This window comes from Staphylococcus piscifermentans (assembly GCF_900186985.1).
Taxonomy (GTDB): Bacteria; Bacillota; Bacilli; order Staphylococcales; family Staphylococcaceae; genus Staphylococcus; species Staphylococcus piscifermentans.
Window position 1 is genome coordinate 128,328 of the sequence record NZ_LT906447.1, and the last position, 25,598, is coordinate 153,925.

23 protein-coding genes are annotated in these 25,598 nt (G+C 33.8%); 19 read left to right on the forward strand and 4 right to left on the reverse strand.

What is annotated here, in order from left to right:
* Positions 1-25: 25 nt before the first annotated feature.
* Entirely contained in the window at positions 26-1,348 is a 1,323-nt protein-coding gene (gabT, locus tag CKV71_RS00530; RefSeq protein ID WP_095102684.1) for a 4-aminobutyrate--2-oxoglutarate transaminase, read from the reverse strand.
* A 101-nt stretch (positions 1,349-1,449) separates the two neighbouring features.
* Between gabT and gabR the strand changes: the two genes are divergently transcribed.
* The 6 genes from gabR to eutH all read left to right on the forward strand — a co-directional run bounded on the left by gabR (position 1,450) and on the right by eutH (position 8,547).
* Positions 1,450-2,841 carry a MocR-like transcriptional regulator GabR gene (gene gabR, locus CKV71_RS00535; protein WP_095102687.1) on the forward strand — a complete coding sequence of 464 codons (1,392 nt, stop codon included), beginning with the start codon at positions 1,450-1,452 and terminating at the stop codon, positions 2,839-2,841.
* Between the two features lie 105 nt (positions 2,842-2,946).
* Complete coding sequence (gene ahlS / locus CKV71_RS00540) at positions 2,947-3,795, forward strand: AhlS family quorum-quenching N-acyl homoserine lactonase (protein WP_095102691.1); 849 nt, start codon at positions 2,947-2,949, stop codon at positions 3,793-3,795.
* A 13-nt stretch (positions 3,796-3,808) separates the two neighbouring features.
* Entirely contained in the window at positions 3,809-4,936 is a 1,128-nt protein-coding gene (locus CKV71_RS00545; protein ID WP_095102706.1) for a zinc-dependent alcohol dehydrogenase family protein, read from the forward strand.
* A 191-nt stretch (positions 4,937-5,127) separates the two neighbouring features.
* Positions 5,128-6,528 carry a sensor histidine kinase gene (locus CKV71_RS00550; protein ID WP_233443937.1) on the forward strand — a complete coding sequence of 467 codons (1,401 nt, stop codon included), beginning with the start codon at positions 5,128-5,130 and terminating at the stop codon, positions 6,526-6,528.
* Position 6,529: 1 nt separating this feature from the next.
* Entirely contained in the window at positions 6,530-7,099 is a 570-nt protein-coding gene (locus CKV71_RS00555) for an ANTAR domain-containing response regulator (RefSeq protein ID WP_306669203.1), read from the forward strand.
* 164 nt (positions 7,100-7,263) lie between these two features.
* A complete protein-coding gene (gene eutH, locus CKV71_RS00560; protein ID WP_095102714.1) occupies positions 7,264-8,547 on the forward strand; it encodes an ethanolamine utilization protein EutH in 1,284 nt (427 codons plus the stop codon).
* Positions 8,548-8,684: 137 nt separating this feature from the next.
* Here the strand turns inward: eutH and CKV71_RS00565 are convergent, their stop codons facing one another.
* From CKV71_RS00565 to CKV71_RS00575, 3 genes are read right to left on the reverse strand one after another with little or no spacing between them, the layout of a single operon-like run.
* Complete coding sequence (locus CKV71_RS00565; protein ID WP_095102715.1) at positions 8,685-9,452, reverse strand: SDR family NAD(P)-dependent oxidoreductase; 768 nt, start codon at positions 9,450-9,452, stop codon at positions 8,685-8,687.
* 41 nt (positions 9,453-9,493) lie between these two features.
* Positions 9,494-10,915 (reverse strand): glutamine synthetase family protein, encoded by a 1,422-nt coding sequence (locus CKV71_RS00570; RefSeq protein ID WP_095102716.1) that lies wholly within the window; start codon positions 10,913-10,915, stop codon positions 9,494-9,496.
* A 20-nt stretch (positions 10,916-10,935) separates the two neighbouring features.
* Positions 10,936-12,375, reverse strand: coding sequence for an NAD-dependent succinate-semialdehyde dehydrogenase (locus CKV71_RS00575; protein ID WP_095102717.1), 1,440 nt, complete (start codon positions 12,373-12,375; stop codon positions 10,936-10,938).
* Between the two features lie 204 nt (positions 12,376-12,579).
* Here CKV71_RS00575 and CKV71_RS00580 point away from each other — a divergent pair, with 204 nt between their 5' ends.
* The 13 genes from CKV71_RS00580 (at position 12,580) to CKV71_RS00640 (ending at position 25,596) form a co-directional block, all read left to right on the forward strand.
* A complete protein-coding gene (locus CKV71_RS00580; protein WP_095102718.1) occupies positions 12,580-13,659 on the forward strand; it encodes a M20 family metallopeptidase in 1,080 nt (359 codons plus the stop codon).
* Positions 13,660-13,839: 180 nt separating this feature from the next.
* Positions 13,840-15,147 carry a CitMHS family transporter gene (locus CKV71_RS00585; protein WP_095102720.1) on the forward strand — a complete coding sequence of 436 codons (1,308 nt, stop codon included), beginning with the start codon at positions 13,840-13,842 and terminating at the stop codon, positions 15,145-15,147.
* 122 nt (positions 15,148-15,269) lie between these two features.
* Positions 15,270-16,184, forward strand: a complete 915-nt coding sequence (locus tag CKV71_RS00590) for a DMT family transporter (protein ID WP_095102721.1) — start codon at positions 15,270-15,272, stop codon at positions 16,182-16,184.
* Between the two features lie 163 nt (positions 16,185-16,347).
* Positions 16,348-16,899: a TetR family transcriptional regulator gene (locus tag CKV71_RS00595; protein WP_095102722.1), complete on the forward strand. Its 552-nt coding sequence runs from the start codon at positions 16,348-16,350 to the stop codon at positions 16,897-16,899.
* A 230-nt stretch (positions 16,900-17,129) separates the two neighbouring features.
* Positions 17,130-17,696 (forward strand): zinc ribbon domain-containing protein, encoded by a 567-nt coding sequence (locus tag CKV71_RS00600; protein WP_095102723.1) that lies wholly within the window; start codon positions 17,130-17,132, stop codon positions 17,694-17,696.
* Positions 17,697-17,963: 267 nt separating this feature from the next.
* Positions 17,964-18,629, forward strand: a complete 666-nt coding sequence (locus CKV71_RS00605; RefSeq protein ID WP_095102724.1) for a Wzz/FepE/Etk N-terminal domain-containing protein — start codon at positions 17,964-17,966, stop codon at positions 18,627-18,629.
* Positions 18,630-18,647: 18 nt separating this feature from the next.
* Entirely contained in the window at positions 18,648-19,367 is a 720-nt protein-coding gene (locus CKV71_RS00610) for a polysaccharide biosynthesis tyrosine autokinase (protein ID WP_095102725.1), read from the forward strand.
* Complete coding sequence (locus CKV71_RS00615; protein WP_095102727.1) at positions 19,364-20,128, forward strand: tyrosine-protein phosphatase; 765 nt, start codon at positions 19,364-19,366, stop codon at positions 20,126-20,128. The genes CKV71_RS00610 and CKV71_RS00615 overlap by 4 nt, the downstream gene beginning before the upstream one ends.
* A 21-nt stretch (positions 20,129-20,149) precedes the next feature.
* Entirely contained in the window at positions 20,150-21,970 is a 1,821-nt protein-coding gene (locus CKV71_RS00620; RefSeq protein ID WP_095102729.1) for a polysaccharide biosynthesis protein, read from the forward strand.
* The gene (locus CKV71_RS00625) at positions 21,963-23,246 is read left to right on the forward strand and encodes a nucleotide sugar dehydrogenase (protein WP_095102731.1); all 1,284 of its coding nucleotides are present in this window, start codon (positions 21,963-21,965) and stop codon (positions 23,244-23,246) included. The genes CKV71_RS00620 and CKV71_RS00625 overlap by 8 nt, the downstream gene beginning before the upstream one ends.
* 19 nt (positions 23,247-23,265) lie before the next feature.
* Complete coding sequence (locus tag CKV71_RS00630; protein ID WP_095102733.1) at positions 23,266-24,483, forward strand: DegT/DnrJ/EryC1/StrS family aminotransferase; 1,218 nt, start codon at positions 23,266-23,268, stop codon at positions 24,481-24,483.
* A complete protein-coding gene (locus CKV71_RS00635) occupies positions 24,483-25,100 on the forward strand; it encodes a sugar transferase (protein WP_095102735.1) in 618 nt (205 codons plus the stop codon). Before CKV71_RS00630 ends, CKV71_RS00635 begins: the two co-directional genes overlap by 1 nt.
* On the forward strand, positions 25,078-25,596 hold the full coding sequence (locus CKV71_RS00640; protein WP_095102736.1) for a GNAT family N-acetyltransferase: 519 nt from the start codon (positions 25,078-25,080) through the stop codon (positions 25,594-25,596). The genes CKV71_RS00635 and CKV71_RS00640 overlap by 23 nt, the downstream gene beginning before the upstream one ends.
* The last annotated feature ends 2 nt before the right edge of the window (positions 25,597-25,598 follow it).

The window sequence follows — 25,598 nt, forward strand, 5'->3', positions numbered from 1 at the left end:
CATACCCCATTTATTTATCTATTTTTTAAACGTTTGTGCTTACATTTTCTAAAATCTCCAATCCTTTATTCAGTTCTTCGTCTGTAATAACAAGTGGTGTTAAGAAACGTATAACATTGCCTTTAAGACCAGCCGAGAGCAGCAGAAGCCCATTAGCATTCGCTTGTTTTACAATTTCTGCAGTTTTCGCTTTATCAGGCGCTCCTGTTTCAGGGTCTACGATTTCCATAGCAACCATTGCGCCAAGACGTCTAATATCTCCTATAAAGTCGACTTTTTGTGATAATGCTTCTAGTCTATCTTGAATAACAGCACCGATATGTTCTGCTTTTTCATTAAGATTTTCTTCTTCAATAATTTCAATTACTTTTAAAGCTGCTTCACAAGCAATAGGGTTACCGCAATAAGTACCGCCCAATTCTCCCGGATTAGCACTATCCATAATTTCTGCACGACCTACAACTCCGCTAAGAGGGAAGCCGGCTGCAAGTGATTTAGAAACAGTCATCAAGTCAGGTGCTACATCAAAATGTTCCATCGCAAATGTTTTGCCAGTACGAGCAAATCCTGATTGGATTTCATCTGCTACAAATACGATATTGTGTTCATTACAAATTTCTCTGACAGCTTCTACAAATTTCTGATCTGGAATAATAAATCCACCTTCACCTTGAACAGGTTCCATTACGATACAAGCTACTGTTTCAGGATCTACAGCTGAAATAAAGAAATCTCGCAGTTGTTGAATTGTATAATCTACATATTCTTCATCGCTTAATTTGTCGGGCTTTTCTGAAAAATTAGGATAAGGAGCTTGGTAAACATCAGGTGCAAAAGGCCCGAAACCTAATTTATAAGGACGAACTTTACTTGTCATAGACATTGTTAAGTTAGTACGACCATGGAAACCGCGTACAAAGGATACAACGCCTGTTCTGCCTGTATACTTTCTGGCAATTTTGACCGCATTCTCAACGGCTTCAGCCCCAGAGTTGAGTAAAATCACTTTTTTATCAAAATCACCCGGTGTCAGATGTGCTAATTTTTCAGCTAACTGCAAGTAACTTTCATACATAATGACATTAAATCCTGGATGTATAAAATCTTCAACCTTCTCTTTAATATGCTCTACAATTTTAGGATGACTGTGACCTACATTCAAAGTACCGATTGCTGCAGCAAAATCAATATATTCATTGCCTTCAATATCAGTAACCGTAGCACCTTCAGCATGTTTAGCTACATTTAAATTGCCATTGCCAACCCCTCGTGCTACATAACGATTTCTTAATTCCCCATAAGTTTGGTTACTCATTTCTTTATTTGTTTGATTACCTTGCAATGTCATAGAATCCCCTCCATTTGTTTATTAGGAGTATCATACGTTATAAATTGGTACAATGAAAAGAACCAGAAATAGAAAAACAATGGTACCAGAGGAGGTAAAAGATGACAGATGAGCAAAATTATATATATAGAAAAATTTACAATCAGTTGAAAAAAGATATTTTAGATCATAAATATAAAAGTCATGAAAAGCTTTTATCTAAAAGATCCTTAGCAAAAGAAATGAATGTCAGTATTAATAGCGTAAAAACAGCTTATGAACAGTTGATCGCGGAAGGTTATATTTATACGAAAGAAAGACAAGGTTATTTTATTGAATCTTTAAATGAATTAATTGTAGAACCCAATCATCAATCTGATGGAAAACAATTTAAAGAAAAAGTAGAGGAGAAGTCTCATTTCAAATATACTTTGTCGCATATGTCTACAAATTTATCAGAATTTCCGATTGAGACATGGACAAAATTACAAAAACAAGTATTCAAAGAGTCACAAGCACTCTTGTCAGAAGTACCTTACTTTAAAGGACCTTTGCAATTGAGACAGTCTATAGCTAAATTAGTTTCATTTAAACGTGGTATATCTTGTGATACAGAACAGATTATTGTTGGTTCAGGGACGAATGCACTGATTTTATACTTATTGAAATTATTCGATCAAGCCTCGTTAATCGGTATTGAAAATCCTGGTTATACGCGTATGCGACACCTTATTCAGCAGCAGAACTTTGAAATATCCCATATTCCTTTGGACAATAAGGGAGCTTCCATACAAACTATTAAAAAGAATAATCCTCATCTTATGTTAACAACACCTTCTCATCAGTTTCCTATTGGAACTATCATGTCTATTTCTAGAAGAATCGAATTACTCAACTGGGCAACCAGTTTAGAGCATTTTATTATTGAAGATGACTACGATAGCGAATATAAATATGGAACAGATAATATACCTTCTTTGTTTAGTTTAGATAAGAATAATAGGGTCATCTATTTAGGTACCTTTTCAAAAACACTTTTACCGGGGTTAAGAATTAGTTATATGATTTTACCAGAGCAATTAGTAGCAGATTTCGAGGCTGCATTTAAAGATTCAGTATCAGAAATCAGTACTTTAAATGCGTTAACATTATCTAAGTTTATTGATAATGGACATTATGAGAGATATATTCGGAAAATGAGCCATTTATATGAACATAAAAGAAAAAAACTCGTGCGCATACTGAAAACGAGATTAAGTAAAAGTGTCACTATTAAAAATGTAAAAGCAGGCTTACATTTTGTGATATACGTAGATTCACCTTACACATATGAACAAGTCGAGGCAAGAGCCGAAGATTATGAACTAGAATTGTACACGCTCAATCGTTTTATGCAAGAGGATATCTCTCAACAATTCGCTCAAACTATTATTATAGGTTTTGCGAATGTGGAAGATGAAAAAATGCATGAAACGGTGGAGGTATTAGATAAAGTATTGTTTGGAAGTGATTGAATAGTAAATTAATTGTAAAAATTAATCAGATTCTCAACTAATTATTTGTAAGCGGTTACATTTATAAAGTAAAATGAAATTATACTCATTAAGGGAGTGGTTGAGATGACAAATATAAAGAAGGATAGAATGAAGATTTATGTTTTGGACAATGGCACGATGAAGATGGACAAAAATTTAATGATTGCGAATTCAAACCAAGCCACTAGTGATAATCCTAACCAACCGAATGAAATGCATGAATTTCCTATTTATACTGTTTTTATTGATCATCCTGATGCAAAGATATTATTTGATACTGCTTGTAATCCTAATTCTATGGGAGAAGAAGGTCGATGGATTACAGCAACACAAAAAGCATTTCCATATTTTGCAGATGAATCATGTCATTTGCCAAATCGATTAGAACAACTTGGAATAGACCCAAAAGAAGTGGATATAGTAGTAGCTTCACATTTGCATTTAGACCACGCAGGGTGTTTAGAGTATTTTACAAATGCGACAATTATTGTACATGATGATGAATTGAGTGGAGCAATGAAAGGTTACGCACGTAATCAACAAGCAGGTGCCTATATATGGAGTGATATCGATGCATGGATTAAAAATGATTTAAGTTGGAAAACGATTAAACGTGATCAAGATCATCTGAATTTAGTAGAAGGGGTAAAAGTTTTGAATTTTGGAAGTGGTCATGCTTGGGGAATGATTGGATTAGAAATCGAAACGGAAGAATTAGGCACTGTAATTTTAGCTTCTGATGCTATTTATACTAAAGATAGTATGGAGCCTACTTTAAAACCACCAGGTATTATCTATGATTCTATTGGATGGTCTGATTCAGTAGAAAAAATCAAACAACTTGCAGATGAAAAGGATGCACAAATTTGGTTTGGTCATGATGGCGACCAATTTGCTACATTCAGAAAATCAACAGATGGTTACTATGAATAAGGAGGGATGTTAGATGGAAACTAAAGCCGCCGTATTATATGAAATGGGATTAAAAAGCCCGTATAAAGATTCAAAACCGCTTAAAGTTGAAACATTGCAACTAGAGTTACCTGAAAATCATGAAGTACTCATTAAAATTCATGCAGCAGGGTTATGCCATTCAGACTTATCTGTAATTAATGGGAGCAGACCAAGACCTATGCCTATGGCGTTAGGACATGAAGCAGCTGGAGAAATTATTGAAGTAGGAAACGAGGTCACACAATTTGAAGTGGGCGACCACGTTGTATGCACGTTTATACCGAGTTGTGGTCATTGTATACCATGTAGAGAAGGACGACCAGCTTTGTGTGAAAATGGAGCAGAATCTAATGAAAAAGGAGAAATGCTCGAAGGAGGACGGCGTTTATCTAAAGAGGGCAGACCTATTAACCATCACTTAGGTGTTTCAGGTTTTTCTGATTATGCTGTCGTATCAGAGAATTCAATTGTAAAAGTAGATTCATCTATTCCTTTTGAACGAGCAGCTGTTTTTGGATGTGCGGTCATCACTGGAATAGGAGCTGTAATGAATACGGCTCAAATCAAGCCTGGAAGTAATGTAGCTATTGTTGGACTAGGAGGAATTGGTTTAAATGCAATATTAGGCGCAAAGTTAGCAGGTGCCAATGAAATTATTGCCTTAGATATTAATGAAAATAAATTCCAATTAGCCAAAACCTTAGGTGCTACTGCTGTTTTTAATTCAGGGGATGAGAATATAGTTGAAAAGATTAAAGATTATGTAGCAGGTGGAGTTGAATACGCATTTGAAACAGCAGGAGTAGTGCCGGCAATGCAAACAGCATATGCTATTACTAAGAGAGGCGGTGCTACTGTAACAACTGGACTACCTGATCCTAAAGCACAATTTTCTTTTCCACAAGTAACTTTAGCTGCAGAAGAGCGTACAATAAAAGGGTCTTATGTTGGCAGTTGTGTTCCTGACAGAGATATACCAAGGTTTGTAAGCTTGTATCAGCAAGGAAGACTTAATATTGACCCGCTGATCAGTAAAACATTATCGTTAGATGAAATTAATGAAGGTTTTGATCAATTAGCAAGCGGAGATGTAGGACGTTTAATAATAAAAATGAACTAATGAAACAGACAGCGCCAAAACGCTGTCTGTTTTTTCGTCATAAGGTAAAACAATATCTATGTAATAAATGCATTCTTTCACAAATTTGACAATTTCTAAAGTGGAATAGATAATAGTATATAATTATGAATAATCAAAATATTCTAATCTCCGTACTTTGGGAATGATGCGATATAGAAAATATTCGAGAAATATGTAAACAACATACAAATTTAACTGAAGATGAAATTGAAGAAATTGAGGAATTATCCAAACACTTACAAACGATGGCAAAGCTTAATGAAGCTAGTATTTTTATTGATTGTCCTACTGAAAATAACAAGCACATCATTGTAGTAGCAGAAGCCTCGCCGGACCAAAATAACATGTTATATCATAATTCTGTTATTAAACAAAATGCCTATGAAAGATTCGAACCAGCTGTATTCGAAGTTTTTAAAACTAAGAAAAGCGTATATCATCATAGAGGAATGTCTCAAGAAGGCAAAGTGATTGAACAAAATGTTACACCTATTATTTATAATAATCGTGTGATTGCTGCGTTGATTATGGAAAAAGATATCAGTAATCAATTGCTTGAAGAAAATAAAATGAAAGCACTGACTGAAGCAACTTATACGTTGAGTCAAATTGTATCGCATCCGAGTGAAAAACAGTTGTTTTTCTCAGATATGATTGATGAAAGTTTGTTCGATATCGATCAAGACTTGATTATCCGTTATTTTAATTTAACAGCAGAAAAGTTAGTAAAAGATATTGTCGGCATTGATTGTAAAATGGGTCTTTCCTTTGTCGACTTGTTTCCTAACATAGAAGAAATGTTGACAGACGGTAAAGTGATTACCATTAAAGAGCGAAAGCTCCAAGGTCATTACTTCCAAGTAAAGTGTATTCGATTATTTGATGATTTAGGGAATGTATCAGGACATATCATCATGCTGCATGATATCACTGACTTAAAGGAAAAAGAGAAAGAACTTATTTCTAAATCTGTTGCGCTTCGCGAAGTGCATCACCGTGTGAAAAATAATCTTCAAACAGTTGCAAGCTTATTAAGACTGCAAATGAGAAGAGGAATACCTGAGGAAAGCAAACATTACTTTGAAGAGAGTTTAAACAGAATACTTAGTATTGCTTCAGTTTACGAAGTGATATTAGATGGTGCGTATGCTGATCAGGTTGATATTGGGAAATTAATAATTAAAATCGGGAATATGCTTGTAAGTACTGGGAATGCGCAACATTTACATATTCATTTCGACATCCAAGAATCATTTTATCTATCATCTAATATTGCAGTTTCAGTCGCCTTGATTGCTAATGAATTGATTACAAATTGTGTCACTCATGCTTTTAATCATCAAGAAGAAGGTCATATCGATGTTATTTTTGAAAAAAATAATAAAACGGGGAAATTAGTATTAATGGTGCAAGATGATGGACAAGAAGAACAAGGGAATTATAAGCAATCGTTTGGACTAAATATCATAAATACAATTACTGAGAATGATTTAGAAGGACAATTTACGATTGGACGCAATCATCTCGGCACTTTGGGAAAGGTGGTATTTGATGATTGGGGGAGTCGCTAAATTGAAAAAAATTATTGTTGCTGAAGATGATTCAATTGTACGTTTAGATATCGTTGAAACGTTGAAAGAAGCAGGTTATGACGTTGCCTCTGCTGTGGGAAATGGAGAAAAAGCAATTGAACTGAATGAAACAGAAAAACCGGATTTAATTATTATGGATATTAAGATGCCGAAGTTAAATGGCTTAAAGGCGAGTAAGATTATCAGTCAGCGACATAATGTACCCATCTTAATCGTTTCTGCATTTAGTCAAAGCGAATATATTGAACAAGCTAAAGATGCCAATATTGTGGGATATATCATCAAACCTATTTCAGAATCTCAGTTGCTAACTGCGGTGGAAATAGCATTGGCACAATCTGTAAAGATGTCTGCACTTAGACAAGAGTCGCATGAGGCAAAAGAAGAAGTTGAGAATCGCAAACTCATAGAAAAAGCAAAAGGTTTATTAATGACTGAAATGAAATTAGATGAAGAAGCGGCTTACCAAAAATTACGCAAACTAAGTATGAATCATCATATTTCAATGGAGAAAGTAGCCGCAAAAGTCATTAAACAGTTGACCAAATGATATAAATTATAAAAGTGAATAGGATACGAAGCAAAGATGCTTACATTGACCAAGAGGTCTGTAGGCATCTTTTTGCATTTTAGGAGGTGGTTTAAAAAAGTATAGCAGAGAATTGAAACAATATTATTTCTAATAAACTCAACGATTTAATGGGGGAATGCTTTATGGAACACATTGGTACAGTAATCATATATATCATCATGATTTGTGCAGTATTAGGAGCTTTCGGAGCAATCAGGAATCCTGAAGTTGGAATCGGTAAAGAATTTATGGAAGGGATATTTACAATTGGTCCTATCTTTGCTAATTCAGCAGGAATTATGGCTTCTATTCCATTTATTTCACGTTTTATTGAGCAGGTGTTCGGGCCGTTATTTCATAAAATAGGGGCTGATCCAGCCATTGCTGCAACTTCAATATTAGCCACAGACATGGGTGGCTACCAATTGGCAAATGTTTTGAAAGAGAGTTATGAAGGATGGATTATGGCAATGATTGTAGGTTTTATGGCAGGTGCTACAATTGTATTCTCTATTCCTTTGGGATTGCCCATGTTAGAAAAAAGAGATCATAAATATATGGCATTAGGGATATTATCTGGATTGCTAGCGATTCCTTTTGGTGTATTTATTTCTACATTTATTATGATCATGAGTCATGTAAAAATAAGAACAACAATAGAGACAGTAGGCGCAGCTACACATGTATTTTCAATTAGTTTTTCAACAGTGTTGTTGAATTTATTGCCGTTACTCATTTTTGTTATCGTCACAGCAGCAGGTTTATACTTCTTCTCAGATATTATGATTAAAGGGTTTATTATATTTGGTAAAATATTAGATGTTTGTATCAAACTCGTCTTTGTATTTTCAGTAGTACAGATTTTTACTGGTTTTTTCACAAATGTATTTGGCGTTTGGGGATTTGACCCTATTATGGCAGATGACAAAGACAAATTCAGGGCGTTAGAAAATGCTGGGAATATCGCAATTATGCTTTCTGGAGCTTTTCCAATGGTTTACTTAATTAGAAAATACTTTTCAAATGCATTAACTCGATTTGGACAAAAAGTAGGATTGAGTGAAGTAGGAAGTGCTGGGATTATTGCTACCATGGCTAATATTTTAGCAATGTTTAAATTAGTTAAAGATATGCCGCCTAAAGATAAAGTCATAAATATTTCGTTTGGTGTATGTTCAGCTTTCTTGCTTGGAGACCATCTCTCTTACACTGCTAATTTCCAACCAAATTTAATCCCAGCAGTCATGATTGGTAAATTCAGCGCTGGACTTATTGCTATTGGGTTTGCTTATCTCTTATGTTTGCCTAAAGCAAGAAAATTGGAAGAAATTGATCGACGTGCAGGTATTATTAAACCTGATGAATATATCGAAGAAGAAGCAATTGAACGCGGTGAAGAGGTTCCCGAAACGAAATCTAAAATATAAATAAAATCATATACAAATCAATCTATCAAAACTATAAAATACATTAAAACAGAGCTGAAGGGAGTTGATCAGCTCTGTTTTAATTTAGGGTTGTTTATTTTATTTAGGAAGGTTTTAGGAGTAATTTCAGGTTATTCTTAGAAATAATTGGCAGTAATACCGCCATCTACATTAATATTTGCACCATTTGTCCAATCGGATTCATCTGAAGCAAGATAGATGGCACAATTGATAATATCTTCAGGTTTGCCGAAACGTCCTGCAGGTTGGCGGCCTAAACGGACTGCTTTGGCTTCTTCATCAGATACTAGCCATTCCATTAATAAAGGTGTTTCTATAGGACCAGGGCTGATAGCATTGGTTCTGATACCTTTCGGACGGAATTGAATGGCTAATGATTTTGTTAATGCGACCACTGCACCTTTAGATGCAGTATAGGCATCTTGAGGAACCGAGCAACCCATTTGGGCTACAAAAGAAGCGATATTAATAATTGACCCAGAAGCTTGCTTTTCCATAACTGGAATAACATATTTTGTCATCAAGAAAATACCTTTGACATTGATATTCATCACTAAGTCCCAAACTGCTTGTTCAGTGTTGATAACAGAGTTGTCAGCTTCAGGCATTACACCTGCATTATTGTATAACACATCAATGCGGCCATATTCTTCAACAACGCCTTCTACTGCATTTTTTACAGCATCTTCATCAATAATATCGACTTCAAAGAAAGAAGCATCGCCACCATCTTGGTTGATTTGATCCACAACTTGTTTTCCTGCTTTTTGATCTCTTTCAAATACAGCGACTTTTGCACCTTCTTTAGAAAACATCTCTGCCGCGACTTTACCCATACCGCCACCGGCACCTGTTATAATGCATACTTTATCTTTTAATCTCATTTAAAAAGCCTCCTCGTATAATAAGTTTATATTGAAAAAGATTAACCTTGTTCAAAGTAACGCGCGCGTTCCCACGTAGTTACAAATGAATCGTATTCATCTTGTTCTGTTTGTGCTGCATGTAAATAGTGTTTTGCTACTTCTTCGCCAAGCACTTCTTTCACCACATCACTGTTTTTCCATTCTAAAATTGCTTGATGAAGAGAAGATGGAATACGATCCACTTCATTTTGTTCATACGCATTACCTTTTAACTCATCAGTTAAAGTTTCTTTATGTTCAATTCCATATAAACCTGCGCCGATTAAAGCAGCATAAGCAAGATATGGATTCATGTCTGCTCCGCAAATACGGGATTCAAAGCGTAAAGCATTACCTTCACCTACAACACGATAACCAGCAGAACGGTTATCTTTGCTCCATGCGATACTTACCGGTGCCCAACTATTTGGAGCAAAACGTTTATAAGAATTAATATTCGGAGCAAACATCAATGCAAAATCTTTCGTATATTTGATGACACCTGCTAAGAAATGCTGCATTGTTTCTGACATTGGATTTGCTGCATCATTACCTGCATAAAAAGCATTTTTGCCAGTATTGGTATCCATCATACTTAAATGGATATGGCCGCTTGAGCCTGTCCACTCTTCAAAAGGTTTAGCCATGAAAGTAACAGATTTCTCATTTTGAATACAAATTTCTTTCATTCCATGTTTGAACATTAAATGCTGATCTGCTGCATTGATTGCATCTGAATATTTTAAGTTGATTTCATGTTGTCCTTTGTAAGCTTCACCTTTAGAAGATTCAACGATAATATCCATCAGACTCATTTGGCGACGAATTTCTTGATAAAGCGGTTCGTTTTTTGAACCTTGCAATAAATTATAGTCTTCGTTTAAATGTCCTGCTGGTTCTAATTCATCATAGCCTTGTGCATTTATGTCTTTAAATGAATCATTAAATAAGTAGAATTCTAATTCACTGGCCATATGAGGAGATAGTCCGTAAGCTTCAGCTTTTTGGATTTGGTGTTGCAAAATATTACGCGGAGCCACGCTGATTGGTTCACTGCCATCTACTGTATATACATCTGCAAAAACCATAGCTGTACGTGACATCCAAGGAATTACTTTTAAAGTATTCCAATCTGGCAATGCTAAATAATCACCATATCCTTTATCCCAATTCATGAAATCATAGCCATCATCTGTATCCATTTCGAAGTTTGTACCTAAGAGATAGTTACAAAAGTGTGTGCCCTCTGAAATGTCATTTTCTAAAATGAAATCGCCTGTGATACGTTTCCCCATCAAACGACCTTGCATATCGCAAAAACCAAGTACCAAAGTATCAATTTCACCTTTTTCAATCATTTCCATCATTTCATCTTTTGTAATGTTTCCTGTTTTCTTTTTGTTACGACGATGTTTGTTAAAATCATTAATCTCTCTAAACATTTGAACCGCCTCCTTAATATTTATGCATCTAATGAAAGTGAGATATATTTTAATTCTAAGAAACCATCTAATCCATAATGACCGCCTTCACGACCCATTCCGCTTTCTTTGATACCGCCGAATGGTGCTTGAGGGACACTTAATTGAGTACCATTTACACCAATCATTCCGAAGTCTAATTGTTCACTGACTTGATAGACAGTATTTATATTGTTTGAGAAGAAATAGGCCGCTAAACCGTATGGAGAAGCATTTGCAATTTTAATAGCCTCAGCTATTGTGTCGAAAGAAATAATAGGTGCTACAGGTCCGAATATTTCTTCTTTAGCAATAGACATCTCAGGTTTAACATTTGTAACGACTGTAGGTTGATAAAATAAGTCAGAAGGTGAATCATCCACTTTTTTACCGCCTGCAGCAATATTTGCACCTTCTTTTTCAGCTTCACTTACAAGTTTTTCAACTTTTTCGATAGCTCCTGAATTAATTAATGGACCGACTTGAACATCCTTTTGATTGCCAGGACCTACTCTTAACTGGTTCACACGCTCAATGATCTTAGTTGTAAGTTCATCTCTGATTTCGTTTTGAACAAGTACCGTATTAATGCCATTGCACATCTGGCCTGTGTTTTCGAATTTGTTTTCTACAATGGCATCTGCAGCTTGATCTAAATCTGCATCGTTAAGCACGATAGCCGGTGCGTTGCCGCCAAGTTCTAAAGAGATACGCTTCACTTGGTCAGCAGCTTTTTTCATTAACAACTTTCCGATTTCTGTAGATCCGGTAAAAGAAATTTTACTGACACGGCGATCATGTAATAGTGTTTCAGAAATGAGTGATGACTTGCCTGTTATCAAATTTGCTACACCATTATCGATACCGGTTGTCATTAATTCATCCATAATAGCGATTGCTATGCGCGGTGTTTCACTAGACGGCTTAACGATAACCGTACAGCCTGCTGCAAGTGCAGGTGAAACTTTTCTAGCTACCATAGCGCCTGGGAAATTCCATGGTGTGATAAGTGCGCAAACACCTACAGGTTGCTTAATAACTGAGATGCGTTGGTTAGGGGAAGAAGGGGGGATAATCTCACCGTATATCCGTTTTCCTTCTTCTGCATTCCATTTAATGAATTGAGCGCACCCTTCAATCTCTCCTAAAGACTCGCTATAAGGCTTGCCTTGTTCTTCTGTCATGATAGAAGCGAGTTTTTCTTTTTTGTGAAGCAAATTTTCAGCCCACGCATGTAAATAATCAGCACGTTCAGCTGCTGTTAATGCTGACCAAGAAGAGAATGCTTGGTATGAAGCATCGATTGCATCATTGATTAAAGCTTCAGTTACACTAGGCACTTCTCCGATTACTTCGTTTGTTGCTGGATTAGTAACTTTCAAGACGTTGTCAGTTTGAATTTTCTTGCCATTAATCCAGTTATGATTCAAATTATCTCCCATATAAATATCCTCCTTAACACAAAAAGAGGCCTACACAATTATCCTTTACGGATATTGTATAAGCCTCTTTGCTCAATTAAATTCACTTGTATACTTCAGAAAGTCTAGTGACTTAACAACAATACTACTAAATATTCAGAACCTTGTCAATATTCAATCTCTAGATTATACTGTGACCTAACTTAAAAGAGAGAAGGTATTCCTATGACAAAGACATTAGATTTATTAAAATCATTAATTGAATTTGACAGTTCAACTAAAGATGCAGCGAATAAAACACTTCAATTTTGTAAAGCATGGTTGGAACAAGAAGGGTTAGAACCAGTACGATTAACCAACGATGGATTTGATTCTCTTATTTGTAACGTAGGGGCAGGAGAAAAAAGATTAATTTTGAATGGACATGTAGATGTTGTGAGCGGTAATCCTGATCAATTTGAACCCAAGGTTGAAGGAAATAAGATTTATGGACGTGGATCTGCTGATATGAAAGCAGGTGTAAGTGCCATGATGAGTGCTTTGAGCGAATTACAACATAAAGATTTAGGAAATACATCTGTTCAGTTGCAACTTGTAACAGATGAGGAAATTGGCGGAAAACATGGTGCTAATTTCTTAACAGAACAAGGCTATTTGGGGGATTTTGTAATCTGTGGAGAGCCTACTCAACTTGGTATTGGTTATCAAGCTAAAGGGATCCTGCAAATTGATATTCATTTAAAAGGTAAATCAGCGCATGGCAGCCGCCCATGGGAAGGTGATAATGCTATTGAAAAAGCATTGGAAACTTATCAAAAAATATTAGAATTACCTTTTGCTAAAGAATCTACAGCATTATTTGATGGGCCGTCTATTAACTTGGCCAAAATCAGAGGGGGAACAGTTTATAACAAAGTACCAGATGAAGCGGTCATTTCATATGATATACGATTTTTACCTGGCCAAAATGAAGAAGAAATTTTAAAACAGATTCAAACCATAACGGATGGTGAAATTTCGGTTCATTTATCAGGTGCTTCTGTGATAAATGAAACAGATAATCCATTAATACAAAAGCTAGTCAAAGAAATTTCTGAGGAAACTCAACAACCTGCTGAAACTATCAAATTATTTGGACAGCATGGATTTGCAGACACAAGATATTTTGCTCGATTCGGCACACCTGCTGTTGAGTTCGGTCCTTCTGGTGCAGCATGGCATGGGGATAATGAATATGCTGAAATTAACTCTATAGAAACTTACAAAAATATATTGGTGAAATTTGCAGAGTCTTATTCAAAATAAATAATTCATAAAGTATGGATCTCTAGAAATAAGAGTATTCATACTTTTAATTTTTATATTTTCGACGCTTTAACAGAATAAGCAGATTTATATATTGAATATTCACAATATTAAAACGATATGATATTCTATATCTACTTGAAAGGGGTTACAACAAAATATAGACAAAGGGGAGATTTTATGAATTTAGCAATTTTAGGCTTTATCATGATTGTCGTCTTTATGATTTTAATCATGAGCAGGAAAATGTCTGCGTTAGTTGCACTCATCGTAGTTCCAGTAGTCTTCGGCTTGATTGGGGGATTTTATTCAAGCTTAGGTAAAGATATATTGGAAGGTTTGACTACTGTAGCACCTACCGGGATTATGTTAATTTTTGCAATACTCTATTTTGGGGTCATGATTGATGCAGGATTATTCAATCCTATCATCAGCATAATTATGAAAGGTGTTAAAGGTGACCCAGTTAAAATCACTATCGGCACAGTTGCTTTAGCTTCAATTGTAGCGCTGGACGGGGACGGCACAACAACTTTTATTATTACAGTAACAGCAATGATGCCGCTTTATAAGAAAATGGGGATGAACCTATACATATTATCTACTTTAGCGTTGCTCTCAATCGGAGTCATGAATATGACACCATGGGGAGGACCGACAGCCCGCGCGATTTCTTCACTGCAATTAACGACTGAAGAAGTTTTCACACCTCTGATTCCAGTTATGGTTGCAGGTATCCTTTTTGCCTTCTTCGCTGCCTATGTTTTAGGTCTCAGAGAAAGAAAAAGAATCGGCATTCAGAATCATCTTTCACTCACGTTAGATGAAATGAACAATGCGAATGGAACAAATGAAGAGGATAAAGAATTATTGAGACCGAAATTAACGATAATCAATACGATTTTAACAATTGCCTTGTTAAGTGCTTTGATTACAAGTTTCTTACCTATTCCGGTACTCTTCATGCTTGGTTTTGCAGTAGCATTGATTATCAACTATCCGCATTTGAATATACAATCTGAGATTATTAAACGCCATGCAGGCAATGTATTAGCGGTGGTAAGTTTAGTTTTCGCTTCAGGCGTATTCACAGGTGTCATGAGTGGAACTAAAATGGTGGACGCAATGGCCAGTTCATTAGTAAATATTGTACCAGATGCTATGGGAAATCATTTTGCATTAATCACGGCCATTTTAAGTATGCCATTTACCTACTTCATGGCAAATGATCCTTTCTATTACGGTATTCTGCCTATTCTTGCAGAATCTGCACATCAATTCGGGATTTCTAAAGCCATGATGGCAAGAGCTTCTATTTTAGGTCAGCCTTTGCATGTGCTAAGTCCATTATATGCGGCCGGTTATTTATTGGTAGGTATGCTCGGTATCGATTATGGTACTAATCAGAAAGTTGTAATGAAGTGGGCAATCGGCTCTTCATTGTTTATGATCTTAGTGGCTGGTTTAATAGGAATTATTACATTTTAAATTAAAAAGGAACACATAAGGTGGTAATTGCAATTTAAAGAATTACCATCTTTTTATTTGTCAAACAATTCCGAAAAATGATACCGTATTGCTAATTAAACAAAAATGAGGGAGGTAATAGTATGCAACAACAATCAAAATGGAGACCCTATATTTTAACAATAATAGGTGCAGCTTGTTGGGGAGTAATCGGGTTGTTTATTCAACCACTGTATGACAGAGGGTTTACAGCTTGGGATGTGGTTACTATTCGAGGAGTATTGACGTTTATTTTTTTAATAGTTTTTATGCTGGCATCAAATCCGAAATCTTTGAAAACAAGATGGCAAGATCATGTTTATTTTGCGGGTGCAGGAATTTTAAGCATGGTATTTTTCAATTATTTGTATTTTGAAACATTTTCACAGTCATCTTTATCGCTCGCGGTAACTTTGCTTTATACAGGTCCTATCTTTGTAACTTTACTTAGTCGAATTTTCTTCAAAGAGCCTTTGAATTCTAATAAAATTATTGCGTTGATTTTAGCTATAACAGGATGTGGTTTTGTTGTTGGATTATTACCTTCATTTAAAGTAGAAGTAAGCACGAAAGTGATTATAACAGGCATTCTTTCAGGGGTATGCTATTCACTTTATACAATTTTCACAAAGCCTGTGACTAAGCGTTATTCTGCTTTAACGATTACGACTTATAACTTTCTATATACTAGTCTATTTATGTTGATTTTCAGTAAAACAACTTCTAAAATTGAAAAATTTGCACATCCAGATGTTATTGGTGCATCCATTGGCTTAGCATTTATTTCAACAGTAATGGCTTATGTACTTTATACAGCAGGTCTTAAACATTTAGAAGCGAGCAAAGCTTCAATTCTCGCAACACTCGAACCAATTGTAGCGATTTTAACTGGAGTAATTTTCTTAGGTGATGTATTAAATACGTGGCAAATTTCAGGAATTGTCACTGTAATGTGTGCGGCTGTGATTGTCGGTAGAAATCCTCGAGTGAAAGGACAGGAAGCTTTAAGTAGATATTGATCTTTGATGTACAAAAATGTTTCGCGTGAAACTTCTTTTTTTATACACTGTATATTTAACTGTACAATGTAGTATAAATGTGCTTAAATAGCAGTATAATCGAATGTAAAAAGATAGTGGATGCTTTACTGAAGTAAGTACATTAGAAAGAGTGAATAAAATAATGAATAAATTAGATTTGCGCGTTGTACGTACAAGAAAGTTATTGTTGAATGGGTTATATGAACTTTTAGAGGAGAAAGAGTTTTCTAAGCTTACCATCGACCAGATATGTGACCGTTCTATGGTTCACCGTACAACGTTTTACAAACATTTTCACGATAAATATGCGTTATTAGAATTAATGTTGAATAATCTAAGTGAAAAATATTTTTCTTATGAATTTAAAGAACGTATTAATCATCCGTTCAGAGTGACAGAAAAAGGATTTGAAGGGGCTAAGGATTTTCATCGTATCTTAGAAAAGCAGAAAGAAGATAAAGAGTTCAACGATTTAATGTTTTCACAATTCATCAAGTTATTACAAAAAGACATCCAAGAAAATATTGATCAAATAGATAAAGATCCTGCCATACCAGATGCTTTGGTGTTCTATCTTTATGGTGGAGCGATCAAAGGATTTTCTAATTGGATAGAAAATAGTAGTGCTAAAATATCAGCAGAAGAAGCTGATACGTTATTCCATAAAATGGTTAACATCAAAGCAAAAGAGTAAATACTTTATAGAAAGGCGTAATTGCAAGATATGCAGTTGCGCTTTTTTGTAGGTAAGACTTCGGGTTGTCTGATGTTAGACTGTCGGAAGTCTAGAAATGACTCAATGAAAACAAAACAAGTTACTAAAATTATTAAGTGTTTTTACAATTAATGTTTATATCAATATAGCTTCTATTCATCAATTTAATTATAATAGAGATGAAACTAACATTAAGGGGAAAACAACTTATGAATAAACGTACACGATCTCCGCGAACTATAATTCTTTGGGTTATTTTAGGAATAATTGGAATAGCTCTCGTAATAAGCATAATATATTTCGCTTTTGCGCTTTTTGACAATAGAAATGATGACTCTAGTGAACCTAAACATGAAACAATTCAGCAGACACCGAATAGTAAGAAAGTTGCTATTAAGGTAGACACACCACAATTCAGTCAGGAATTTATGCAGACACCGCAAACAGAAGGATATAAAGGATTTAAAATTGGAGCTTCAAAAGAACAGATTGAAAAGAGATTTGGTAAGTCAGAGGGTACGAGAGAAATTAATGGTAATGACGCCCAGCAGTATGGTGATATAGCCGTAACATATAACCAGGATGATAAAGTGGCTCATGTCTATGTAACTCCAAGGCAAATGACTAAAAAAGCTTTTACCGATTTTTATAACGAACCTGCTCAAATAAGAGGCGACATTTGGTATTACGATTATAATATATATGATGGTTTCAGTATTAAAGTATTTACAAGTCGTCAATACATTAAAGCGATAGAAAATGTACCGCAAAGGTGAATATTGGAAAATCAACTGCAAAGTGAGAGCAATCTCGTTTTGCAGTTTTTTCAGCTTAAAATTAAAGTGAATGTAAAGAGAAGATTAATATTCTCTTTAGTTTTTAAAGGTTTGTTGATATTAATTTTTTATTGGAATATTGTAAAGAAATAGCAGGAATTGTATGGAGATAAAAATCTTTTTGAAAAATGTTTGAAATTTACATACAAAAGAGGGAGACAATACTATATAATAATTTTAACAATACATATATTGCGGAGGGAAATTATGGAAAAAACAATTGACTTAAGTAAGTTAATAAAAATACTTAAGAAAAATTTGAAATGGTTGATTATCTTACCAATAATTTTTTTAGTGATTAGTTTGATTTTTACTTTTACTTTTGTAAAGCCTAAATATTCGGCTTCTACTCAAGTATTAGTAAATCAAAAACAAATGGATAACCAGGTAATGGCCCAACAAGTCCAATCAAATATACAACTTGTAAAAACTTATTCGGAAATTATTAAAAGCCCAAGAATTTTAGATAAAGCTTCAAAAAAATTAGATGGTAAATATTCAAGTGGAGATCTTTCTAACATGCTTACTGTAACAAATCAGGCAGAATCCCAAATAATGGACATTTCTATTGTAAGTGGAAGTAAGAAAGAGTCTAAAAAAATTGCAAATACTATTGCAGAAGTATTCAGTAAAGATGCTGATAAAATAATGAACATTGATAATGTTTCTATACTTTCGAAAGCAGAAACAGTAAAACAAGTTTCACCTAAACCTTTAATCAGTAGCATTGTAGCCTTATTATTAGGTTTATTAATAGCTTTATTAATTATATCTCTTAAAGAAGTGTTTGATAAGAGAATTAAAACAGATGAAGATGTTGAAGAGATTTTAAATTTACCAGTATTAGGTTCAATTCCTGATTTAAAAAAGTAAAGGAGAATATTAAACAGTATGAGTAAGAAAAAGAAAATAAACAATGAAAAAATGAGCCCTCTGATTGCATACGATAACCCTCGTTCAGTAACGAGTGAAAAATTCAGAGGAATTCGTACAAATATTATGTTTTCAACAGCAGATACAAATGTAAAAACTGTAGTATTCACATCAGAAAAACCTGCAGCAGGTAAATCAACAATTTCAGCTAATGTTGCTGCTACATATGCTCAAGCTGGATATAAAACTTTACTTATTGATGGGGACATGAGAAAACCAACACAACAATATTTTTTCAGTAAATCTAACATTGATGGTCTATCGAATCTCATTATTGGAAAAACCTATTTAGCAAAGGCAGTAAATAAAACTGAAATAGAGAATCTAGAGGTGCTTACTTCTGGTCCTATTCCACCAAACCCATCTGAATTAATCGGTTCTCATCAAATGGTTGATCTTCTTGAAGAATTAAAAGAATTGTACGATTTCATCATTATTGATACTCCACCTGTTAACACAGTTACAGATGCTCAGTTATATGCAAAATTAGCAAAGTATGTTGTTTATATTATTGATTCGAAAAATAATGATCGTAATAGCGTAAAAAAAGGTAAAGAATTAATTGAAAAAACCGGAGCTAAGATTTTAGGAGTAGTTTTGAATAAAACTGTAAAAGAAGAAGGATCAAGCTATTATTCATATTACGGAGAGAATGAAAATGGAGAGAAAGAAAAATGATAGATATCCATAATCACGTATTACCCAGATTAGACGATGGACCAAAAAACGAAGAGGAAATGATGAAATTATTAAAACAGGCTTCAAGTCAAGGAATTACTGGTATTGTTGCGACCCCTCATCATTTACATCCAAGTTATAGTAATGAATTCAATGATATAGAGAAGCAAGTTGAAAAACTAAATGACAAAACAGAAATTAAAGAGTTAGGCTTAACACTTTATCCTGGGCAAGAAGTTAGAATTACAGACCAAATTTTCAAGGAAATAGATGAAAATAAGATTCATGGAATTAATTATACTAACTATATTTTAATAGAGTTACCTTCAGGAGAAGTTCCACATTACACGAAACGGGTAATCTATGAACTTCAAACTAAAAGCTTTATTCCAGTTATTGTACATCCGGAACGTAATAAAGCAATTGCTAAGGATATTAATTTGTTATTTGAGCTTATTAATATAGGGGCATTAAGTCAAATTACAGCATCTTCTTTAACGGGTGAAATGGGTAGAAATATACAAAATTTAGTATTCAAAATGATTGAACACAACCTTGTTCATTTTGTTGCTTCTGATGCCCATAGAGTTAGTCAACGACCGTTTGGATTTAAAGAACTTTTTTCAACATCAAAAATTAAAAAATATGAAAATGAGATAAACATCTTTCTCGATAATAATAAAGCTTTAGTTTCTAACGAAAATGTTAAGAAATATAGACCGGTAGAATATAAAAAGAAAAAAATTTTAGGTTTATTCTAAAAAAGAAATAGGGGATTTACAGTGGGACATGTGTCTGCGAAAAAAAGACAAATTTTATTATGGATTATAGATTCACTCATAGTAACTTTCTCAGTATTTTTAAGTTATTTTATTTTAGAACCCTACTTTGAAAATTATTCAATTAAAAAATTAGTTTTAATTTCAATTGTACTGTTACTATCGCATCATGTATTTGCTCAAATTTTCGACTTATATCATAGGGCATGGGAATATGCTAGTGTAAGTGAGTTGCTTTTAATAGTTAAATCAGTAACTTGGTCTATTGTTACTTCAATGATAGTAGTCAGTTTAATTACAATGCAACCTCCGTTTGTCAGATTATTTTTTATTACATGGATGATGCACTTATTACTAATAGGCGGTTCTAGATTATCTTGGAGAGTCTATAGACGTATTTTTAATAAAAAAGATCAGAAAAAGAAACCAACTTTAATTGTTGGAGCAGGAAGAGGCGGTTCTCTTTTAATTAGACAAATGATTGCTACACCTAATATGGGAATGGAGCCTGTTCTGGTAGTTGATGATGATTCAAACAAACAAAATATTTCTATAACAACTGGAGTAAAAGTACAGGGGTACATTAATGATATTCCTGAACTAGTTAAAAGATTTAGAATCAAAAAGATTATAATAGCAATTCCAACGCTTTCTCAAAAGCGTCTCAAAGAAATCACAGCTTTATGTAAAGATATTGAAGTTGAAGTTTTAATTATGCCAGATATTGAAAGTGTGATGACAGGACAACTAGAAGTTAACCAACTTAAAAAAGTTGAAGTTGAAGACTTATTAGGTAGAGCACCAGTAGAATTAGACATGGCAATGATTTCAAAAGAACTAACACATAAAACGATTTTAGTAACTGGTGCTGGAGGTTCTATCGGTTCTGAAATTTGTAGGCAAATTTGTAAGTTCTCACCAGAACGGATAATTTTACTTGGTCACGGAGAAAACAGTATATACCTTATCCATAGAGAACTTAACAAGAAATATAAAGGGCAATTCGAAATTGTGCCTGTAATTGCCGACGTACAAGATAGAGAATTAATGTTTGAAATTATGGAAAATTACCAACCTTATGTTGTTTACCACGCTGCTGCGCACAAGCACGTACCTTTGATGGAATACAATCCGAAAGAAGCAGTGAAAAACAATATTAATGGTACTAAGAATACAGCAGAAGCTGCTAAATCAGCAAAAGTTAATAAGTTTGTAATGATATCCACAGATAAAGCAGTAAATCCGCCAAATGTGATGGGTGCTTCAAAACGTGTTGCTGAAATGATTATACAAAGCTTAAATACCGAAGATAGTGTGACTGACTTTGTAGCTGTTCGTTTTGGAAACGTGCTTGGTTCAAGAGGGTCGGTTATTCCGCTTTTTAAAGAACAAATTGCAGCCGGAGGTCCTGTTACAGTTACTCATCCAGAAATGACAAGGTATTTTATGACAATACCAGAAGCAGCCAGACTTGTGTTACAAGCGGGAGCTCTTGCTACTGGTGGAGAAGTATTTGTATTAGACATGGGTAAACCTGTTAAAATAATAGATTTAGCTAAAAACCTTATTCGTTTAAGCGGATTTAAGGAAGAAGATATAGGCATTGAATTCAGCGGGATTCGCCCAGGTGAAAAACTTTTTGAAGAGCTTTTGAAAGAGGATGAAATTCATCCGGAACAAGTTTATGAAAAGATTTATCGTGGGAAAGTCAGCGAAGTTAATAGAGTGGTTCTAAATGATTTTATTAATGGATTAAATCAGACTTTCAGTAAAACTCAGTTAATAGATTTTGCAAATAATAATAGAGGTGAAAAGCATGAATAAGAAAGATATAAAGATTGCTGTTATTGGATTAGGATATGTTGGTATGCCATTGGCAGTTGCATTTGCAGAGCAATTTGATGTGATCGGCTTCGACATAGACTCTTCTAAAATTGATTTGTATAACAATAATATTGATCCAACTGGAGAAGTTGGTAGTGAGGGCTTAAAGAAAACGACAATGAAATTCACAGCCAATGCCGATGATTTAAAACAAGCTAATTTCTATGTAATTACAGTCCCAACACCAATTAAACAAGATAATACACCTAATTTAGCTCCAATAGAAGGCGCAACAGAATTGGTAGGCAAATATTTATCTAAGGGAGATGTGGTGGTTTATGAATCCACTGTATATCCTGGGGTCACTGAAGATATATGTGTTCCTTTGTTAAATAAATTATCTGGATTAATTTGTGAAAAGGATTATAAAGTGGGTTATTCACCCGAAAGAATTAATCCAGGTGACAAAAAGAATACAGTTAAAAATATTACAAAAATTGTATCAGGTATTGATGAAGAAGCATTAAATATAATTGCTGATGTATATGGTACTGCTATTCCAGCAGGAGTACATCGTGCACCAAACATTAAAGTCGCAGAAAGTGCAAAAGTAGTGGAAAACAGTCAAAGAGATATTAATATTGCTTTTATGAACGAGTTATCACAAGTATTTGACCTAATGGGAATCAATACAAATGATGTGATTGATGCTATGAATACAAAATGGAATGCTTTAGGCTTCTATCCAGGATTAGTAGGAGGACATTGCATTGGAGTTGATCCATACTATTTTATTTATCAAGCTGAGAATGTTGGATTCCATTCACAAATTATTTCTGCAGGTAGAAAAATCAATAATTACATGGCAAAATTTGTGTCTACAAACGTTATAAAAGAACTAGTTAAGAATCATAAAATTAATAATGCAAAAGTTGTAGTGATGGGGTTAACCTTCAAAGAAGATACACCAGATTTTAGGAATTCTAAAATTATTGATGTTGTTAATGAGTTACAAGAATATGGAATTGAACCGATTATCGTTGATCCATATATTGAAAGTTTTAATGAAGATATTAACGCAAAAACTTATAAAGAATTTTCAGAAGTTGGAAATGACATTGATTTATTGATATACGGCGTTAATCATAAACAGTTTAAAGAATTAAGTGATGAAACTATAATTGAGAAATTAAGTAAAGATAGACCTATTATTGTTGACTTAAAAAATAGATTCAAACCTTACGAAAGTGAAAAATTAACTTATTGGGCACTCTAACTAATCGGGGGTAATATTCATGAAAAAAAGAGAAGTACCATTTTCACCACCAGATATCGATTCACAAGAGATAGAAGAAGTTATAGAAGTATTAAAGTCAGGGTGGATTACTACAGGCCCGCAAACCAAAAAATTCGAAAAAGAAATTGCAGATTTCATTGGAACAGATATGGCAGTTTGTCTAAACTCATGTACCGCTGCTTTAGAAATGACATTAAGAATATTAGGGATTGGTGAAGGTGATGAAGTCATTGTTCCTTCGTATACTTATACTGCTACAGCAGCAGCAGTTCAACATACCGGAGCAAAAGTCCAGATGATAGATACAGCATTGGATTCATTTGAAATGGATTATGATCAAATATCTTCTAAAATAAATCAAAATACCAAAGCAATTATTCCAGTAGATGTTGCTGGAAAACCCTGTGATTATGATCAAATTTTTAAGATTGTTGAAAAAAATAAAAAATTATTTAAACCATCTAATAATTTACAAAAACAATTTAATAGGATGATTGTAATTGCAGATGGAGCTCACTCATTCGGAGCAGAATACAAAGGAAGAAAAGTTGGACAGGTAGCCGATTTTACTTGTTTTTCTTTTCATGCAGTAAAAAACTTAACAACAGGTGAAGGTGGAGCAGTCACTTGGCCTTCACGAAAGAATATAAATAATGAAGAGTTGTATAAACAATATATGTTGTTCAGTTTACACGGCCAGTCTAAAGACGCACTTTCAAAATCAAAAATTGGTCAATGGGAATACGATATCTTAGAACCATTATATAAATGCAATATGACAGATATTCAAGCAGCTATTGGTCGTAATCAGTTAAAACGGTATAAATCTCTTCTTAATAGAAGAAGAGAGATTATTAGTAATTACAATAAAGCTTTTGAGAGTAATGATGAAATTGCAATTTTGAAACATCAAGGTAAGGAATTTAGTTCCTCAGGCCATTTGTTTTTAACAAGAATCAAAAACATTGATTCTGAACAACGCAATGAAATAATTGAAAAAATGGGAGAACGTGGTATTTCTTGTAATGTTCATTACAAACCACTTCCTATGTTAACTGCGTATAAAAATTTAGGCTTTGAAATTGAAAAATTCCCAAACGCTTACCACCAATTTAAAAATGAAATTTCTTTACCATTGCATACAAGATTGACTGATGAAGATGTAACTTATGTAGCACGAAATTTTGTTGAAATTATAAATCAGGTGGTGAAGTAATGTATAAAAATACTTTGAAAAGAACATTTGATTTAGTGATCAGCATATTAGTTATGCCTTTCTTCATAATTATATCATTAATGGTTGGATTGCTTATAAAAAGAGAAGATAAGGGACCAATCTTTTATACAAGCAAAAGACTTGGTAAAGATAAAAAGACATTTAATATTTATAAATTTCGTTCTATGAAAGTAAACGCTCCTGATATTAGAAATGAAGATGGTTCAACATTTAATGCAGAAAATGATCCTCGTATAACAAACATTGGTAAATTAATTAGAAAAACAAGCATAGATGAATTACCTCAATTATTAAATGTTATAAAAGGAGACATGAGTATTGTAGGTCCTAGACCAGATACTCCTGAAGCATTGAAAGTTTATAAAGGTGAAGAATCAAGAAAGTTAGAAGTTAGACCAGGTATAACTGGTTATAATCAAGCATATTTCAGAAATTCAATACCACAAAGTCAAAAGTTTGAAAATGATGTAATATATGTTGATAATGTCAGTTTCTTATTTGATTGTAAGATTATATTGAAAACAATTTCAAGTGTGGTATTCAGAAAAAATATTAATAACAAGGTGGTAAAGAATGCCAACGAATCAAGAAGTTAAACTCAGAGGATTGACTTTTAAAGATGAAAAACTAATATTTGACTGGAAAAGTGATGAACAACTTAGAGAATTGCTAGGCACAACTTACCCTATTTCTGAATTAGAACATCATAAGTGGTTTGAAAATAAAATGTTAGAAAGTAAAAATAAACATTTTATGATTCTATACAACGATGAAGCTGTTGGAATGATTGGCTTTAATAATGTTGATTTTATAAACCGTAATGCTGAAATTTTCATATTTATCGGCGACGAAAATTATTGGGGGAAAGGTATAGGGACACAAGCGATTCAGGAATTAGAAAAAATAGCATTTAAAAATATGAATTTGCATATGATTTATCTTCATGTTTTTTCTTTTAATAAAAGAGCAACAGAAATGTATAAAAAAATAGGGTTTGAAATTGATGGAATGTTAAGAGAAAGCAAATATTTAAACGGAAAATATTATGACAATATCTTAATGTCTAAAGTATCAAAAGATAAGGAGGTATAGCA